The following is a 16,235-nucleotide window of genomic DNA, read 5'->3' as shown; positions in this document are numbered from 1 at the left end:
CGGTTCGACGACGACAAGGGGCCGCCTGATCCCAGGCGGCCCCTTGTCGTCGTCCTACGATCCGGTCCGGGCCCGACGATCTGTCCGGCCACCGACGACGGAATGTCCGGGCGCAAAAAAGATCCCGCCGGATCGCATTCGATCCGGCGGGATCTGCTGTGGAGCTAAGGAGAATTGAACTCCTGACCTCCTGCATGCCATGCAGGCGCTCTACCAACTGAGCTATAGCCCCTCGCGGTCAAGCGGCGAAGCCGCGTACCGACCGTGTCGCCCGGTTTCCCCGGCGGCGACGCCAACATTACCGGCCCGGGGGGTGGACCACCAAATCGTTTCCGCCCTGTCCGGTTTCAACTGATATGAGAGTCAATCGAAGTGGCGCGCAACGGTGTGCGGATCAGGCGGTGACGAACGAATAGAAGCGCTTGAGCGTGCAGTGCTCCTCGAGGAGCCGCCCGTAGATCGGCTCGCCCTCCAGCTCACGGTACGTCTCGATGGGGTCGCCTTTTATGATCAGCGCCCGCGCGCATTCCTCGCACCAGTACTGGTAGTCGGGGTTGACCGGCTCCATGTCACGGACGATCGGAGTGCCGCTCCCGCACCAGTCGCACTTCCGCCTGTGTGCACCCATCGATCAGCTCCAGCTGTGGCCGCAGGCCGTGCACACGTAGGAAATCCCGCCGTTGTCACCGAGAACCTGGGCCACATGACCGGAACCACAGGAGGGGCAGCTGAGCCGGGTGGCCTTGTCCGGTGTCACCGCCGCTTCGGAGAGGTGACCGACCTCTCCGAGGATGCTCGCAGGCATCGCTACTCCCTCCCGTCGGGCCGCGCTCCCTTCCGGCCGTTTGATTCTGCCACGGCCGGGCCAATACGGTCAGCGACGCCTCAGTACCAGTCCGGACACGGCACCCAGGATTGCTGTCGTAGCGAGCGCGAACATGCATGTGAGAAGCGCTTCCGCAGAGGTATACGCCTCCGGGACCCCAAGTGACTCAAGCCGGTTGAAGAACAGCGTGCCGAAGACGGCGACCCCGATCAGCTGCCCGAGCTGGGTGACCGTGGCGAGCAGCCCGCTGGCGTCCGCCGCGTCCTCGGGCCGCACCGCCGCCAACGCCCCGGTGAGCGTCGGGCTGAAGGCGAGGGCGAGCCCGACACCCACGCCCGCGTACGCGACGAACAGCCACGCGCCCCCGTGGTCGCCGCCCCTGAAGGCCAGCCCCACTCCCAGCACGGACAGCGCGGTGAGCGTGAACCCGGCGAGGGCCAGGAACCGTTGCCAGGCGGCGGGCCACCTGCGCCAGGTCAGCCCGACCATCCCGAAGACCACCGCGGTCGGCGCGAAGGTGAGACCGGCGCGCAGAGCGCTGTATCCGAGGCCGCCCTGGACATGCAGCGTCAGCACGAACAGGAAGCCCCCGTTGACCGCCATGACGGCCATCACCCTCAGAACGGCGAGACCCATCCCGGGGTGACGCAGCACACGGGGCGCGATCAGCGGGACGCCGCCGCGCCGGGCGAGCCGGACCTCGTAACCCCCGAAGAGCACGAGCGCCGTCCCGCCCGAGGCCAGCGACACCCAGGACCACAGCGGCCAGTCCTTCTCCTGCCCGAGCACGAGCGGCACGGTGATCAGCGAGACAGCAGCGCCCAGGAGCACGAGGCCCGGCCAGTCGATCCCGCGCGCCCCTTCCCGCGCCTCTGCACCGGTCACTTGCCGTCCCGCTCCCCCGCCGCGCGGCAGGACGCGCCCGCCGACGGCCAGCAGGACCAGGCCCACGGGCACGTTCACGAGGAACACCGGACGCCAGCCCGTGCCCAGCAGGTCGGCGGCGACCAGGACGCCGCCCACCACCTGCCCGGCCGCCGCGCCTACGGCGAGGACCGCCGAGTAGGCGCCCAGCGCCCGGACCCGGGCCTCGCCGGTGAACGTGCGCTGGATCAGGCTGAGCACCTGCGGGATCATCACCGCCGACCCCGCGCCCTGCACCAGCCGGAACACGATCAGTTCGGTGCTGCCCTGCGCCAGACCGCAGGCCAGTGAGGCAGCCGTGAAGAGGGCGAGGCCGGCGAGGTGGACGCGGCCGTGCCCGAACCGGTCGCCGAGGCGCGCGCCGGTGATCAGCAGCACGGAGTACGTGATGGCGTACCCGGCGACGATCAGTTGGAGATCCGCTCCGGAGGCGTGCAGCCCGGAACCGATCGTGGGGGCGGCGACGTTCACGATGAAGACGTCCAGCAGTGCCATGAACTGGGCCGCGAGCACGACCGCCAGCAGTCGGCGGGGCCGGTTGTCAGTGCCAGGGTCTTTACTGGCAGCAGGACTTGAACCGGGTGGAACAGGCGCGGGAACCGGGCTCGGCCGGGGGGTCGTCGTCATGCGTTCGAGCGTGATGGGGATCCGGTACCGGTGCCGAGAGCCCGCTGATGCTGGTACTGACGGCACCTGGCAGGGGACGGACGGGGGATCGACGATGGGGGACGTGACGATGGGGACGCGAGCAGGCACGGAGACAAGGGCGAGGACACAGACGGAAACAGGGACGGGGGTCAGGACACGGGCAGGAGTCGGGGCAGGGACCGGGGCGCCGGTGGGCACGGGGACGGATCCGGGACCGCCGGGACCGGGGGCGCCGCATCGGCGCCGGCCCGAGCTGGCCGCCTTCCTGCGCAGTCGGCGGGCCCGGGTGACACCGGGCGAGGTGGGGATGCCGCCCGGTCTGCGGCGCCGCACACCGGGGCTGCGGCGTGAGGAGGTCGCGCAGCTCTCGGGGGTGGGCGTGACCTGGTACACGTGGCTGGAGCAGGGGCGGCCGATCAACGCCTCCGCCCAGGTCCTGGACGCCGTGGCGCGCACGCTGCGGCTCGACCCGCCGGAGCGGGAGCACCTGTACCACCTGGCGGAGGTGCCCTACGCGCCCGCGCCAGGGGCACTGGTGCAGAGCGTGGGCCCGGAGATCCAGGGCATCATCGACGCCCTGGCGCCCCGGCCGGCGGTGGTCTACAACTCGCGCTACGACATCCTCGCCGCCAACTCCGTCTATCGCGACCTGTTCATCACACCGGTGCAGGAGTGCGCCCCGGGACCGGACAACGCGCTGTGGCGGCTGTTCACGGTCCGGGAGCAGGACTGCCCCCTGTTGTTCCGGGACAAGGAGCTGCCGGTGATGGTGGCGACCCTGCGGGCGGCTTACGGGCTGCATGCCGGCGAACCCTGCTGGGAGGACTTCATACGCCGGCTGTCCCGGGCCAGCCCGCTGTTCACGCGCCTGTGGGCATCCGGAGACGTGGCGGAGCCCGGCCGCCGCGTGAAGGTCTTCCGGCATGAGGCCGTGGGCGAACTGCGGATGACGTCGATGTCGCTGTCGATCAACGGGATGCCGGAGTGCCGGATCGTCGTCTACACGCCGGACGACGAGGAGACGGCACGGCGCACGGCCGCACTGCGAAGCGGCACGACAAAAAATCCCGCCCCTTGAGGGACGGGATCTTCGTGAACCGATTTCAACCGACCTTTGACAACTCAACAGAGTGTCGACCGGCCGATCAGTGAACTGTGGAGCTAAGGAGAATTGAACTCCTGACCTCCTGCATGCCATGCAGGCGCTCTACCAACTGAGCTATAGCCCCTTGCGTTCTTCCCGCTCGGCGGGCGAACAAGAAGAACTTTAGCCTGCGACCTGCCGGAAAGCGAAATCCGGGTCCCGGTGGCCGCACGGGGCTCTCAGTCGTCGTCGCCGAGCACCGGCTCGGGCAGGGTGCCGGCGTTGTGCTCGAGCAGACGCCAGCCTCGAGCACCCTCGCCGAGGACGGACCAGCAGCAGTTGGAGAGACCGCCGAGGCTTTCCCAGTCGTGGGCGTCCAGACCGAGGAGACGGCCGATGGTGGTGCGGATGGTGCCGCCGTGGCTGACCACGACCAGCGTGCCGTCCTCGGGCAGCTTCTCCGCGTGCCGCAGCACCACGGGGGCGGCACGGTCGGCGACCTCGGTCTCCAGTTCGCCGCCGCCTCGGCGGACCGGTTCACCGCGCTTCCAGGCGGCGTACTCCTCGCCGTGGCGGGCGATGATCTCCTCGTGCGTCAGCCCCTGCCAGAGGCCCGCGTACGTCTCCCGCAGGGCCTCGTCATGGGTGGCCTCGAGGCCGGTGAGGGCGACGAGCTCGGCCGCCGTGGTCGCGGCCCGCGACAGGTCCGAGGAGACGATCGCGTCGGGCTGGAGGGAGGCGAGCAGCCGGGCGGCACGGCGGGCCTGGGCCACGCCCGTCTCGGTCAGAGGCACGTCCGTCGTGCCCTGGAAGCGGCGCTCCACGTTCCAGGCGGTCTGGCCGTGCCGCCACAGGATGACTCGGCGGCCACGGCCCGGCTTGCGGTCGGCGGCGGAACCACTCACCGCAGCTCCTCGAATCCGGTGGCGTCGTCGTCCTCCTCGGCCTGCAGCTTGGCGTGCTCCTGGGCCTTGCCGCGGGTCGCCTTGGCATCGGCGGGCAGCTCCAGCTCGGGGCAGTCCTTCCAGAGCCGCTCCAGAGCGTAGAAGACCCGCTCCTCGCTGTGCTGGACGTGGACGACGATGTCGACGTAGTCGAGCAGGATCCAGCGGGCGTCGCGGTCGCCCTCACGGCGTACCGGCTTGGCGCCGAGCTCCTTCTGGAGGCGCTCCTCGATCTCGTCGACGATCGACTTGACCTGGCGGTCATTGGGCGCGGAGGCCAGCAGGAAGGCGTCCGTGATCGACAGCACGTCGCTGACGTCGTAGGCGATGATGTCGTGCGCGAGCTTGTCGGCAGCCGCCTGGGCGGCGGTCTGGATGAGCTCGGTGGAGCGGTCGGTGGCGGTCACTACGTGGCTTTCCGTCGGCGGACACTTGTCCTCAAGGGTCTCACGGACCGCCGACGGCACCCCACGTGTCGCGTGGATCACCCGCATGTGGGCCGCTCACGCCCGGCCCACGAGTGCTTTCAGCCTGCCGACCCGGCCGAGGAGGGTTCGTAGTCCTCGCCCAGGACGACCGCGACGTCGGCGTTCGCGGAGACCGTGCCCTTCTTCACCACGCCGTCGTCCAGCCCCAGGGTCTTGGCGACCTCGACGGCGTTCTCCTTGTCGGCGGCGTCCGAGTAGAGCACCTGGGAGGCGGCCTTGGTGTTCGACGGGGTGGCGGCCTCCAGGAAGGTGAAGCCGCCGTTGAGAAGCACCACGCGTGCGTCCTCGGTGTTGGCCTTGGTGCCGCTGGCGTTCTGCACGGAGACGCTCACGGCCGCGTCCTTGTCCGGGCTCTTGGCGGCGCCGCCGAGGACGTCCTTGACGACGCTCGCGCTGGCCTCCGCGTTGAGTGTGCCGTCGGTCTGGACGGGCAGCAGGGCGGTCTTGTAGTCGCCGCCCTTGGCGAGGTCCGCGAGCTTGGCCAGGAAGCTGCCGAGATCCTTGTCGGTCAGCGAGGGGTCGAGGATCTGCGCCAGGGTCTGCACGGTGACGGTGGCGCCCTGGGCGTCGGACGACACCTTGCGCAGCACGCCCTGCATGACCTGGCCGAACCGCTGGAGCTGGGCGTTCTGGGCCTCTCCCGCGGCGCGGTAGGTGGCGTAGGCGACGGCCATCTTGCCGCTGAGGGTCTGGCTCTCGCCCTTGGTGACGAGAGGCGCCGCGCCCTTCTTGGCACCCGGGTCGGGCACGGTGGTGTCGGTGTCGATCTCGATGTTGCCGACGAGGTCGACGAGGTTCTGGAGGTAGGGCGTGTCGAGCCGCCAGGTGCCCTCGATCTGGGTGCCGAGGACGGTGTCCAGCGCGTCGCGCGTGCCGGCCGAGCCGTCGTCGTCGACGGACTTGGCCAGGGTCGTCGTGGTGCCGTCGTCGTCCGTGACGACGAGGGAGTTGGGCAGCAGCACCGTGGCCGCCTGCTTGGTGGTGGTGTTGTCGACGAGCAGCACGGTGGAGGTGCCGCCGCCCGCGGTGTTGTGCAGGTGGACGACGACCACGTCACGTTTCTGCGCGGCGGTGGAGGTCGTGGTGCCGGTTCCGGACTCCGAGGACGACGAGAGGCCGGGCAGCTTCCCGGCGTACCAGAGGTAGCCCACGCCCCCGGCCGCGACCAGCGCGAGCACCACGGCGAGGGCGACCACGCGGCTGCGGGCGCGGCGCTTGGCCTCCTCACGGCGCTCGGTGCGGTTCTCGGTGAAGTTCAGCCAGTCGATGACGTCCTCGGAGTCGCCGTCCGGCTCCTCCACGAACGCGAACTGCTGGGTCTCGTAGCCCGGTTGGGGTTCCCCGGATGTGTCGGAGGTACTTCGCCCGTCCGCCGCCGTGCCCGCTCGGCGGTCGGCGTCGCTTTCGGGCTCGGTCTCGACCGGACCGCTCTGCTGCGGGATGTAGGCGGTCTGCTCGGCGACGCGGGACCGTTCCGCCCGGGGCTGCTGTCCGCCGGGGGCGGCCTGCCCGTAGGGGTCGTACGGGGCCTGGGGCGCGGCGCCGTAGGGGTCGTAGCCGACGGGGGCCTGCTGACCGGTGCCGTACGGGTCGTAGCCGGGCGTGCGCGGCTGCTGACCGGTGTCGTACGGGTCGTAGGCGGGCGTGGGCGGCTGCCCTTCCGTGGCGTAGGGGTCGTAGCCGTACCCCTGCTGCCCCTGGGGCTGGTGTGCCGGCTGCTCCTGCTGCCCGTACGGGTCGTAGGGCTGTTGCGGCACCTGCCGGGGCGGGACCTGCCGGTAGACGGGCTGCCCGAACTCGTCGTAGCCGACCAGTTCGTACTGGTCGTCCCCGTATCCCGCGTCGTATCGGTCGTTCACCGGTGCCCCCTCTCGCCTCACTCGCCGCGGTACAGCTCGCGCTTGTCGATGTAGCGCACGACTCCGTCCGGTACCAGGTACCAGACCGGGTCGCCCTTGGCGACTCTCGCACGGCAGCCTGTGGAGGAGATGGCGAGCGCGGGAACCTCGACGAGCGAGACACCGCCCTCGGGCAGACCGGGGTCCGTGAGGTTGTGTCCGGGCCGGGTGACCCCGATGAAGTGCGCGAGGGAGAACAGCTCCTCGCTGTCGCGCCAGGTCAGGATCTGGCCGAGAGCGTCGGCTCCGGTGATGAAGAAGAGGTCGCTCTCGAGGTTGAGCGCCCGCAGGTCGCGCAGCGTGTCCACGGTGTAGGTGGGGCCACCGCGGTCGATGTCGATACGGCTCACCGAGAACTGCGGGTTCTCGGCGGTCGCGATGACCGTCATCAGGTAGCGGTCCTCGGCCGGGGAGACACTGCGGTGGGTCTTCTGCCACGGCTGGCCGGTCGGGACGAACACGACCTCGTCCAGGTGGAACTGCGCGGCGACCTCACTGGCCGCCACGAGGTGTCCGTGGTGGATCGGATCGAATGTCCCGCCCATGACGCCGAGGCGCCGCCTGCCCGGGTTCGACGGGCCGGTAGGCATGTCCTGCTCTCCCATGCGTGCAGACCCTACCGGCCCGGTCGCGGGGCCCCGGCCGGCGGATGCCCGGAGCGCCCCGCTATGCCGGACTGCCCGTCGGTGAACACGTCGTGGCTCAGCGGTCGCGGTTGAAGCGGGTGGTGATCCACAGCAGGAGCAGCAGGATGAGGAAGGCGCTGCCGCCGGTGACCAGCGGGCTGAGGCTCTCGTGGTTGCCACCGTGCTCCTCGCCCTCGGCGGCGAGGGTGACCAGCTGGGCAGCGGCGCTGTGAAGGCTCATCTTCGGCAGGACCTATCCGATGGTGGTCCCCCCGCTCGAGCGAGGTCGAGAGTGGGGGGAGGGCGGGATAAAGATGTCGGCCCATCGTAAGCGGGCGCCCGGGCGGCGATCACGCCGACTCCGCCATTGGGAACCTTCCCGGCGGCTCAGTCGTCTTTCCGCTTGTAACCCCGCAACAGAAACCACGCGGTGAGCGCACAGCCAAGAATCATCACGACCAGTACGACGCGGAGCAGATTCCCCGCCCCCTGCTGCTGAGCGGCGCCGGCGGCCTCGGTGAGCCAGGCGGCTGCGGGGTGGTGCTCCATGGTGCGAGACTCCTTCGGTGTAGTGCCCGTCCACGGTAACGCCGCCTGGGCCGGGCTCTGCTTCGGGGGCGCAAAGGGCCTCACAAGGGTCCGTAAAGGGGCAGGCAGGGGCCACACAGCAGGTGGCGGCCACACAGACGCACATGGGGGAAGACATGTCCGACGACGGCCACCAGCACAACGGCAGCGGCCACGAGAACGTGCCGGGCAGACAGCGCAGGCGCTTCCCCGGAATTTCGTCGCGCGCGTACGAGCACCCGGCCGACCGTTCCGCCCTGGTGGCGCTGCGCAAGCTGAGCGGGTTCGACACCGTGTTCAAGGCGCTCAGCGGGCTGCTGCCCGAGCGGAGCCTCAGGCTGCTGTTCCTGTCCGACTCGGTGCGGGTCTCCGACCAGCAGTTCACGCACCTCAACGACATGCTGCGGGACGCCTGTTACATCCTGGACCTGGAGAAGGTCCCACCGATGTACGTCAACCAGGACCCGCAGCCCAACGCGATGTGCATCGGTCTGGACGAGCCGATCATCGTGGTCACCACCGGGCTCGTCGAACTTCTCGACGAGGAGGAGATGCGCGCGGTCGTCGGGCACGAGGTGGGCCACGCCCTGTCCGGGCACGCCGTGTACCGCACGATCCTGCTGTTCCTGACGAACCTGGCGATCCGGGTCGCCTGGATCCCGCTGGGCAACCTCGCGATCATGGCGATCGTCACGGCGCTGCGCGAGTGGTTCCGCAAGTCGGAGCTGTCCGCCGACCGCGCGGGCCTCCTGGTCGGCCAGGACCTGAAGGCCTCCATGCGCGGCCTGATGAAGATCGCCGGCGGCAACCACCTGCACGAGATGAACGTGGACGCGTTCCTGAAGCAGGCCGAGGAGTACGAGGCCGGTGGCGATCTGCGCGACTCCGTGCTGAAGATCCTCAACGTGCTGCCGCGCACCCATCCCTTCACCACCGTGCGCGCGGCCGAGCTGAAGAAGTGGGCCGAGTCCCGCGACCACCAGCGGATCATGGACGGCCACTATCCGCGGCGCACCGAGGACAAGGACACCTCGGTGACGGACTCCTTCCGCGAGTCGGCCGCGCACTACGCGACCAGTGTCAAGGGTTCCAAGGACCCGCTGATGAAGCTGGTCAGCGACCTTGCGGGCGGCGCGGGCGACCTGGGTGGCCGGGTACGGCGCGGCTTCGGCGGGTTCGCGGGTTCGGCTCCGGCGGAGGACCAGCCGCCCAGAAACGGCTCGGACGGCTCCGGCGGACCGAAGGACACCCCTCCGCACACCGAGGACTGAGCCCGGGCGGCACCACAGGTCCCGCAACCCTCCGCCCCCGCAACCCCCGGCTCCCGCCACCCTGGGCTTGCCCAGCCCTCGGCTCTCACACCCTCGGCTGCGCGCTCGTCGCGAGTGATCCGCACAGGGCCGTCACGCCGCCCGTCGCATAGGGGTCCGTGCCGGCCGGTCCGCCCGTCCTGGCGGTCTGGCCGGCGAGCAGGGGGCGCAGATGGTTCGTGGAGTCCTCGGCGCAGGACAGCGGGCCGGCCTGGACGTAGGACACGATCAGCTGGACCTGGTGGGTGCGCAGGTCGGCGCGATCGAAGCGGAAGTGCAGTTCACGGCGGACGGTGAACAGGGAAGCCGGGGTGTCCGCCGCGGTACCGGCCGCCCGCAGCGCGTACACGAAGGTGTGGTCCGCGGTGACCTCGAGGGTCGAGGAGTCCGTCTCGGCGGCCTGGAGGGTGCCCTGCACGCGGATCCTGTCGTCGGCCAGCTGGGCCTGCGCGGGGTCGAAGCGGACCAGCCAGCCGGTCGGCGCGTGCCTGCCGTCGGCGGCCGGGTGGCTGAAGCTCTCGTCGAACTGGTCGAGCTGGTCGGCGGCGATCAGTGTCCGCACGGGCCGCACCTGCTGCCGGATGAGGACCTCCGGGTAGAGGGAGGAGTGCACGATGTACTCCTTGGCCGTGGTCAGAGCGGTGACGACCTGGCTGTCGGAGAAGTGCGCGGTGCGCCGGGAGGCGGGCAGCGGGATGCCCTCGGCGCCGATGCGGAACTGTGCGGCGGGACTGTGCGCGAACAGCGACTCGGTGTCGGCCGCCCCGGGCACGACGCCCTGCGGTGAGAGCGGGATGACGGTCATCCGCAGGGGTTCGACGGTCCGGCGCAGCTCCGAGCTCTCGTAGGGGTTGCGGACGCCCATGTAGACGGCGGTGCCGAAGGCGAGGGCGATCAGCGTGACCAGGATGAGCACCTGCCGCGACAGACCCCGGCGCATGGGCGGCCGGCGGCGGACGGCGGGGGCGTGGTCGGCCATGCGTTCCTGCGCGGAGTACTCCTGGATGCGGGCAGCGCGGACGAACGATTCGTCGAAGACGACGGATCGGTACTCGTCCTCTCCACCTCCGGGAGTGCCCTCGGGTGTCCCCTCCGGTGGGTCCTCAGGCCCGGCCATACTTTGAGAGTAGGTCGCGCGGACCCCGGGTAAACGCCCCGCCGTACGACAACTTCTGACGCGCGCTCAGGGCGTGCGCGGTACCGCTGAGACGGGTGGCCGGGAGTGGTCGGTGGACGCCGAGGGGGGCGGCACGCTTCCCTGTTCGAGACCGGTCGTGGCGGGCGGCGGCACCTGGTCCCGGCTGCCCGAGGAGGAGCCCCGGTACACCGCGGCGAAGGCCAGGGCGATCATGCCGACGCCCATCACGAGGGCGAGCATCCAGGCCACGGGGCGGTGCCAGCGGACCTGCCGGCCGAAGACCTTGGGGGCGCCGTAGCGGCGTTGCCAGTCTTCGGGGAGGTCGGAGTCGTCCAGATCGTCCAGGTCCGGATCATGGCCGAAACCGCCGGGTCCGTCGGGACCGTGGAGGTCGTCGTAGCGTTCGCCTCTGGCGCGGGCGCGGCGGGCCTCGCGCTCGGAGGCCTCGGCTCTCGCCTCCGCGGCGGCCAGGAGGCGCTCGACAGCGGTCGGCTCGTGTACCACGGCCGCCCTGACGAAGGCCTCGTCGAAGACCACGGAGGCGAACTCTTCGTCCGACACCCCGCGGTCGTGGTCGTCGTCGGGCTCCCAGCCGTCAGGGAACGGCGTACCCCCCACGTCCTCCGGCACAGGTCCAGAGTAGACCTGGGGGGTCGGTTTGGGCAGGCGGAAGACAGATCCGTCCCGCCCGATGAGACGCCTCTCACGGCGCCCCGGCGCGGGCCTCAGCGCCGTACGTGCCCGTCGCCCGTGACGATGTACTTGGTGCTGGTCAGCTCCGGCAGGCCCATCGGGCCCCGGGCGTGCAGCTTCTGGGTGGAGATGCCGATCTCCGCGCCGAAGCCGAACTGGCCGCCGTCGGTGAAGCGGGTGGAGGCGTTCACGGCCACCGTGGTGGAGTCGACCAACTGGGTGAAACGGCGGGCGGCCTGCTGTGAGGTGGTGACGATGGCCTCGGTGTGGCCGGAGGTCCACAGCCGGATGTGCTCGACGGCCCGGTCCAGCGAGTCGACGACGGCGGCGGCGATGTCGTAGGAGAGGTACTCCGTCTCCCAGTCCTCGGGCGTGGCCTCGACCACGGTCGCCTTGGAGTCCTCGGCGTAGGCCAGCACCCGCTCGTCGGCGTGCACGGTCACGCCCGCCTCCGCGAGGGCGTCGAGGGCGCGGGGCAGGAACTGCGGGGCGATGTCCTGGTGGACCAGGAGGGTCTCGGCGGCGTTGCAGACACTGACCCGGTGCGTCTTGGAGTTGATCAGGATGTCGATCGCCATGTCGAGGTCGGCGTGGGCGTCGACGTAGACGTGGCAGTTGCCGGTGCCGGTCTCGATGACGGGGACGGTGGACTCCGTGACGACGGTCCGGATGAGGGAGGCGCCGCCGCGCGGGATGAGGACGTCGACCAGGCCTCGGGCGCGCATCAGCTCACGCACGCTCTCGCGGCTCTCGCCCGGCACCAGCTGCACGGCGTCGGCGGGCAGTCCGGCCCCGCCGACGGCGTCGCGGATCACCCGGACGAGGGCGGAGTTCGACTCGTAGGCGGAGGACGAGCCCCGCAGCAGGACCGCGTTGCCGGCCTTCAGGCAGAGGGCGGCGGCGTCGACGGTGACGTTCGGGCGGGCCTCGTAGATGATGCCGACGACGCCGAGCGGGACGCGGACCTGGCGCAGGTCGATGCCGTTGGGGAGCGTGGAGCCGCGGACGACCTCGCCGACCGGGTCGGGCAGCGCCACGACGTCCCGGACGTCCGAGGCGATGGCTCGCACCCGCTCCGGGGTGAGCGTCAGGCGGTCGACGATCGCCTCGCTGGTGCCCGCCTCGCGGGCCTTGGCGATGTCCTTCGCGTTGGCCTCGACGATTTCGCTCGTACGGACCTCCAGCGCGTCCGCGAGGGCGAGCAGCGCGTCGTCCTTGGCGGCCCGGGGCAGCGGCGCGAGGTCGGCGGCGGCCGCCTTGGCGCGGTAGGCGGCGCGGGTGACCGGGGACATGGCGTCGTACGGCGAGAGCGTGGTCATAAGGGAAGGGTAGTGCGCCGCGGGGACCGGTTCGCCGTTCGTTCCACACCCCGAGATGTGCCGGGGTCCGGTGCTCCGCGGTCGGGCCGGCGACGGCTGTCAGTAGGGGTGGACGCCGACCGGGGTCGCCGGGGCCGGTCCGTAGCCCTCGGCGATGCGCTGATGATAGGTCTGGCGGTCGATGACCTCCAGGCCGACGATCTCCCAGGGCGGCAGTCCGGCGGTCTGGCGGTGCTCACCCCACAGGCGCAGGGCGACGGCGGCCGCGTCATGCAGGTCGCGGGCCTCCTCCCAGTACCGGATCTCGGCGTGATCGCCCGCGTATCTGCTGGTCAGAAGGAAGGGGTGGTCGTGGGCGAGCTGTTCGAGGGCCCGCCGGACCTCCTTCAGCGGGGCCTCCTCACCGGAGACGCTGAGGGTGATGTGCCACAGCCGCGGGACGTCCACGGGCCGGCCGCCCTTCGACTCGGCGCTCTCCTGGGCCCGGTACCGGTCGCCGGCCGCCACGCTGGTCAGGGCCCGCTCCTCGCCCGGCGCACGCATGGGCGCCTGCCCCGCGGCGCGTGACGACGCCGGACCGGCGGTACGCGGCGACGCCGATGCGGTTTCGTCGGCACTCCCACGGGCCGCTGCCACCCCAGGGCGCACTCGTCTCACGACGGCCTCCTTTACGCAGCGCTCGTGCGGAATCTGTCCCTGGAACAAAGTTGAGCAGGCCGCACGGCTCCGCGGGGCGGTTTCACGGAACGTCCCCCACCGGTACGGACCGTTCGAGCGGGTTTACGGGTGCAGGATCACCAGGTCGTCCCGGTGGACGACCTCGCGCTCGTACTCCGCGCCCAGCTCCCTGGCCAGTTCCCGGGTCGACCGCCCGATGAGCTGCGGGATCTCCTTGGCGTCGAAGTTGACGAGGCCGCGGGCCACGGCGCGTCCCCGGGTGTCGCGCAGTTCGACGGGGTCGCCCGCGCTGAACTCGCCCTCCACGGCGGCGATCCCGGCCGGCAGCAGCGAGGTGCGCCGCTCGACGACCGCGCGCACCGCCCCGTCGTCCAGCGTCAGCGAGCCCTGCGGGGTCGAGGCGTGCTGGAGCCACAGCAGCCGGTCGGCGGAGCGCTTGCCGGTGGGGTGGAAGTAGGTGCCGGTGTCCCCGCCGGTGAGCGCCTCGGCCGCGTGGACGGCGCTGGTGAGGACCACGGGGATGCCGGCGGCGGCCGCGATCCGGGCCGCCTCGACCTTGGTGACCATGCCGCCGGTGCCGACGCCCGCCTTGCCGGTGCTGCCGATCTCGACGTGCGCGAGATCCCCGGAGCCCCTTACCTCGGCGATCCGCGAGGTGTCCGGCCTGCCGGGGTCACCGTCGTACACGCCGTCGACGTCGGACAGCAGGACCAGCAGGTCGGCGTGGACGAGGTGGGCGACGAGAGCGGCGAGCCGGTCGTTGTCGCCGAAGCGGATCTCGTCGGTGGCCACCGTGTCGTTCTCGTTGACGATGGGGAAGGCGCCCATCGCGAGCAGTTGGTCGAGGGTGCGGGAGGCGTTGCGGTGGTGGGCGCGCCGGCTCATGTCGTCGCTGGTCAGCAGCACCTGGCCGACGCGGACGCCGTAGCGGGCGAAGGAGGCGGTGTAGCGGGCCACGAGCAGGCCCTGGCCGACGCTCGCCGCGGCCTGCTGGCGGGCGAGGTCCCGGGGCCGGCGGAGCAGGCCCAGCGGGGCGAGGCCGGCGGCGATGGCTCCGGAGGAGACGAGGACGATCTCCTTCTCGCCGCCCCCGCGGCTCTTGGCGAGGACGTCGACGAGTGCGTCGACCCGGTCGGCGTCGAGCCCGCCGGAGGCGGTGGTCAGCGACGAGGAGCCGACCTTGACGACGATCCTGCGGGCCTCGCTCACGGCCTGCCTTGCCCCTGCCACCTTGTTCTTCGCCCCTTGTGTAGGTCGACGGCTGCCCGCCAGGCAATCTACGCGAACAGGGGCGCAGGCCGCGCACGGGTTTCACTGCGCGGACAGGCGCACCGCCCTGACCGTTTGCTCACGCCTTGCGTACGGCAAAGGCGTGGTGGCGGACCCGGTGTCGATTCCCCAGGAAAAGAGTGCCTTCGACGTCGTCCCGGTCGAGGAAGTCCTCCACTGCGACGTGATCGCCGCCAACTTCGGGGCGGGCGCACCCAGGGCACCATCGCGGCGCTGCCGGCGGGCACGCCCGCGTCCGTGCAGGCCCTCACGCATGCCGGAGCTGACGCATGCCGGAGCTGTGCCGCTGCTTCGAGATACCGCACCGGCCGCCCAGCGAGGTGCCGGCGGATCTCGATCCGGCCGACCTGCATGAGGAGGCCGACTTCAGCGGGCTCACCGGCAATCACGGGGAACGCTTCGACCCGGGCAGGGCCGCCGCCGGAGCCGTGCGCGGCGGCCGACGGGTCCCGCACACGGGTTCTCAGACCGCCGCGGTGCCGCCCGGCTTCATCGTGCGCCTGCGCAGTCTGCGCAGCTTGCGGCGGACCTTGCGGGTGAAGCCGCGCAGGAGTGTTTCGGCCGGGTCCTTGCGCCAGCCGGGGTACTCCTTGGCCTCGCGGGGCTCGGCGAGGTAGATCCGGTCCGGGAGACCGGCCGTGCGCGAGCCGTAGTGCGGGTAGGCCAGGTAGAGCTGGGTGTTGCGCTTCTTCAGGACCGGGGTCGGTTCGGTCTTGGCGTTGATGAACTCCAGGACGTCCACGAGGAGATCGGGGCGCTGCCGGGCCACCAGTTCCAGGCGCAGCCGCTCGTGGACCCGGAGCCGTTGGGCGACGCCCTCGTTCCAGTACGCGTCCATCAGCGGTTTGGCGAGCTCCATCTTGGTGCGCCGGATCTCCTCGTCGTTCCTGACGAATATGTGCCCGAACTGCGGAAGCACGGTGACGAGGAAGGGGCGCACCATAAGCACGTCCCGCTTGGGGCCGGGCGGGACGAGCCGCTCGAGCAGGCCCATCAGGGCGCGCGCGGAGTCGAAGCGCAGGGTGTAGCTCCCGCTCTTCGTCACATGCTTGCCGTCGCTGCGGCCCACCAGGTAATAGCAGGTGTAGTCGGCGACCACGGAGACGCCGTCGGCCCGCAGATAGGCCTCCATCGTGAACAGGGCGTCCTCGCCGGTCCACAGGGACTCGTCGAATCGCATGCCGTGGCGCTCGAGGAACTCCCGCCGGAACAGCTTCTGCGCACTGAGGGTGAACTTTATGTTCGAGGAGTAGACGTCCGTGCGGTCGAGGGTCTTGCTCCACATCGACTTCGGCGGGTTGCGGTTGATGCCCTCGACCCGGCCGAGGACCACGTCCGTGCCGTTGCGGTCGGCGATGCCGACCATGCGCTCCAGGGCCTCGGCGCCGAGCCGGTCGTCGGCGTCCAGGAAGAAGACGTAGCGTCCGGTGGCCTTGGAGAGGCCCACGTTGCGCGGGCCGCTGGGGCCGCCGGAGTTGTCCTGCCGGATGACCGTGACCGTCATGGGAGCGCGGGCGGCGAACTCCTCCAGGTACTCCCCGGTGCCGTCCTGGGAACCGTCGTCCACGGCGATGACCTCGATGCGCGCGGCGTCCAGGGTCTGCGCCTCGACCGATGCCAGGCACTCGACCAGGTACGGCATCGCTTCGTACGCCCCGATGACCACCGTGACGTCAGCCTGCGCAGCGGTCACTTTTGCCTCTCATCACACACGGGTTCCCTCACATGAACACTTTGGATACCCGGTAGACGTTTGATGAACGGGGCGGGTTGCCTCGATTTCGGCACGTGTTCCACATCAC

Annotated in this window: 17 protein-coding genes and 2 tRNA genes; 2 read left to right on the top strand and 17 right to left on the bottom strand. The window is 70.7% G+C overall.

Annotation, left to right across the window (positions count from 1 at the left end):
* Positions 1-159: 159 nt before the first annotated feature.
* The 4 genes from OHS71_RS26960 to OHS71_RS26945 all read right to left on the bottom strand — a co-directional run bounded on the left by OHS71_RS26960 (position 160) and on the right by OHS71_RS26945 (position 2,263).
* A tRNA-Ala gene (locus OHS71_RS26960) sits at positions 160-232 on the bottom strand.
* A gap of 162 nt (positions 233-394) precedes the next feature.
* Complete coding sequence (locus tag OHS71_RS26955; RefSeq protein WP_003976229.1) at positions 395-628, bottom strand: hypothetical protein; 234 nt, start codon at positions 626-628, stop codon at positions 395-397.
* A gap of 3 nt (positions 629-631) precedes the next feature.
* Positions 632-805, bottom strand: coding sequence for a hypothetical protein (locus OHS71_RS26950; protein ID WP_107085374.1), 174 nt, complete (start codon positions 803-805; stop codon positions 632-634).
* Positions 806-874: 69 nt separating this feature from the next.
* Positions 875-2,263: an MFS transporter gene (locus OHS71_RS26945; RefSeq protein ID WP_328481908.1), complete on the bottom strand. Its 1,389-nt coding sequence runs from the start codon at positions 2,261-2,263 to the stop codon at positions 875-877.
* Between the two features lie 208 nt (positions 2,264-2,471).
* On the opposite strand from OHS71_RS26945, the gene OHS71_RS26940 reads away from it, so the two are divergent.
* Positions 2,472-3,476: a helix-turn-helix transcriptional regulator gene (locus tag OHS71_RS26940; protein WP_443047060.1), complete on the top strand. Its 1,005-nt coding sequence runs from the start codon at positions 2,472-2,474 to the stop codon at positions 3,474-3,476.
* Positions 3,477-3,554: 78 nt separating this feature from the next.
* Here the strand turns inward: OHS71_RS26940 and OHS71_RS26935 are convergent.
* From OHS71_RS26935 to OHS71_RS26905, 7 genes are all read right to left on the bottom strand, one after another.
* Positions 3,555-3,627, bottom strand: a tRNA-Ala gene (locus OHS71_RS26935).
* 94 nt (positions 3,628-3,721) lie between these two features.
* Positions 3,722-4,387, bottom strand: coding sequence for a histidine phosphatase family protein (locus OHS71_RS26930; RefSeq protein WP_328481907.1), 666 nt, complete (start codon positions 4,385-4,387; stop codon positions 3,722-3,724).
* Entirely contained in the window at positions 4,384-4,833 is a 450-nt protein-coding gene (gene rsfS / locus OHS71_RS26925) for a ribosome silencing factor (RefSeq protein ID WP_328481906.1), read from the bottom strand. The genes OHS71_RS26930 and rsfS overlap by 4 nt, the downstream gene beginning before the upstream one ends.
* A gap of 119 nt (positions 4,834-4,952) precedes the next feature.
* A complete protein-coding gene (locus OHS71_RS26920) occupies positions 4,953-6,773 on the bottom strand; it encodes an LCP family protein (RefSeq protein ID WP_328481905.1) in 1,821 nt (606 codons plus the stop codon).
* A gap of 17 nt (positions 6,774-6,790) precedes the next feature.
* Positions 6,791-7,417: a nicotinate-nucleotide adenylyltransferase gene (gene nadD, locus OHS71_RS26915; protein ID WP_328481904.1), complete on the bottom strand. Its 627-nt coding sequence runs from the start codon at positions 7,415-7,417 to the stop codon at positions 6,791-6,793.
* A gap of 97 nt (positions 7,418-7,514) precedes the next feature.
* Positions 7,515-7,679, bottom strand: coding sequence for a hypothetical protein (locus OHS71_RS26910; protein ID WP_107450361.1), 165 nt, complete (start codon positions 7,677-7,679; stop codon positions 7,515-7,517).
* A gap of 146 nt (positions 7,680-7,825) precedes the next feature.
* On the bottom strand, positions 7,826-7,987 hold the full coding sequence (locus OHS71_RS26905; protein WP_328481903.1) for a hypothetical protein: 162 nt from the start codon (positions 7,985-7,987) through the stop codon (positions 7,826-7,828).
* A gap of 155 nt (positions 7,988-8,142) precedes the next feature.
* Between OHS71_RS26905 and OHS71_RS26900 the strand changes: the two genes are divergently transcribed.
* The gene (locus OHS71_RS26900; RefSeq protein ID WP_328484653.1) at positions 8,143-9,276 is read left to right on the top strand and encodes a M48 family metallopeptidase; all 1,134 of its coding nucleotides are present in this window, start codon (positions 8,143-8,145) and stop codon (positions 9,274-9,276) included.
* A gap of 85 nt (positions 9,277-9,361) precedes the next feature.
* On the opposite strand, the gene OHS71_RS26895 is transcribed toward OHS71_RS26900, so the two are convergent.
* From OHS71_RS26895 to OHS71_RS26870, 6 genes are all read right to left on the bottom strand, one after another.
* Entirely contained in the window at positions 9,362-10,432 is a 1,071-nt protein-coding gene (locus OHS71_RS26895) for an SCO2583 family membrane protein (RefSeq protein WP_328481902.1), read from the bottom strand.
* A 66-nt stretch (positions 10,433-10,498) separates the two neighbouring features.
* Positions 10,499-11,083 (bottom strand): SCO2584 family spore wall biosynthesis protein, encoded by a 585-nt coding sequence (locus OHS71_RS26890; RefSeq protein ID WP_328481901.1) that lies wholly within the window; start codon positions 11,081-11,083, stop codon positions 10,499-10,501.
* Between the two features lie 95 nt (positions 11,084-11,178).
* Positions 11,179-12,465 carry a glutamate-5-semialdehyde dehydrogenase gene (locus OHS71_RS26885; RefSeq protein ID WP_328481900.1) on the bottom strand — a complete coding sequence of 429 codons (1,287 nt, stop codon included), beginning with the start codon at positions 12,463-12,465 and terminating at the stop codon, positions 11,179-11,181.
* A 99-nt stretch (positions 12,466-12,564) separates the two neighbouring features.
* Positions 12,565-13,008, bottom strand: coding sequence for a hypothetical protein (locus OHS71_RS26880; RefSeq protein ID WP_328481899.1), 444 nt, complete (start codon positions 13,006-13,008; stop codon positions 12,565-12,567).
* A gap of 237 nt (positions 13,009-13,245) precedes the next feature.
* Positions 13,246-14,352 (bottom strand): glutamate 5-kinase, encoded by a 1,107-nt coding sequence (gene proB, locus OHS71_RS26875; protein ID WP_328481898.1) that lies wholly within the window; start codon positions 14,350-14,352, stop codon positions 13,246-13,248.
* A 544-nt stretch (positions 14,353-14,896) separates the two neighbouring features.
* Entirely contained in the window at positions 14,897-16,126 is a 1,230-nt protein-coding gene (locus OHS71_RS26870; RefSeq protein WP_328481897.1) for a glycosyltransferase family 2 protein, read from the bottom strand.
* Positions 16,127-16,235 lie beyond the last annotated feature (109 nt).

Source organism: Streptomyces sp. NBC_00377 (assembly GCF_036075115.1).
In the GTDB taxonomy this organism is placed as follows: Bacteria; Actinomycetota; Actinomycetes; order Streptomycetales; family Streptomycetaceae; genus Streptomyces.
The sequence above is the reverse complement of the archived record's forward strand: the minus strand, read 5'-3'. Positions and strand labels throughout refer to the sequence as shown.

Bases quoted from the DNA above. Each gene is read 5' to 3' on its own strand.
- OHS71_RS26880 (WP_328481899.1), bottom strand. From the start codon at position 13,008: ATGCGTGCGCCGGGCGAGGAGCGGGCCCTGACCAGCGTGGCGGCCGGC.
- OHS71_RS26885 (WP_328481900.1), bottom strand. From the start codon at position 12,465: ATGACCACGCTCTCGCCGTACGACGCCATGTCCCCGGTCACCCGCGCC.
- OHS71_RS26955 (WP_003976229.1), bottom strand. From the start codon at position 628: ATGGGTGCACACAGGCGGAAGTGCGACTGGTGCGGGAGCGGCACTCCG.
- OHS71_RS26900 (WP_328484653.1), top strand. From the start codon at position 8,143: ATGTCCGACGACGGCCACCAGCACAACGGCAGCGGCCACGAGAACGTG.
- OHS71_RS26895 (WP_328481902.1), bottom strand. From the start codon at position 10,432: ATGGCCGGGCCTGAGGACCCACCGGAGGGGACACCCGAGGGCACTCCC.
- OHS71_RS26950 (WP_107085374.1), bottom strand. From the start codon at position 805: ATGCCTGCGAGCATCCTCGGAGAGGTCGGTCACCTCTCCGAAGCGGCG.
- OHS71_RS26905 (WP_328481903.1), bottom strand. From the start codon at position 7,987: ATGGAGCACCACCCCGCAGCCGCCTGGCTCACCGAGGCCGCCGGCGCC.
- OHS71_RS26910 (WP_107450361.1), bottom strand. From the start codon at position 7,679: ATGAGCCTTCACAGCGCCGCTGCCCAGCTGGTCACCCTCGCCGCCGAG.
- nadD (WP_328481904.1), bottom strand. From the start codon at position 7,417: ATGGGAGAGCAGGACATGCCTACCGGCCCGTCGAACCCGGGCAGGCGG.
- OHS71_RS26940 (WP_443047060.1), top strand. From the start codon at position 2,472: ATGGGGGACGTGACGATGGGGACGCGAGCAGGCACGGAGACAAGGGCG.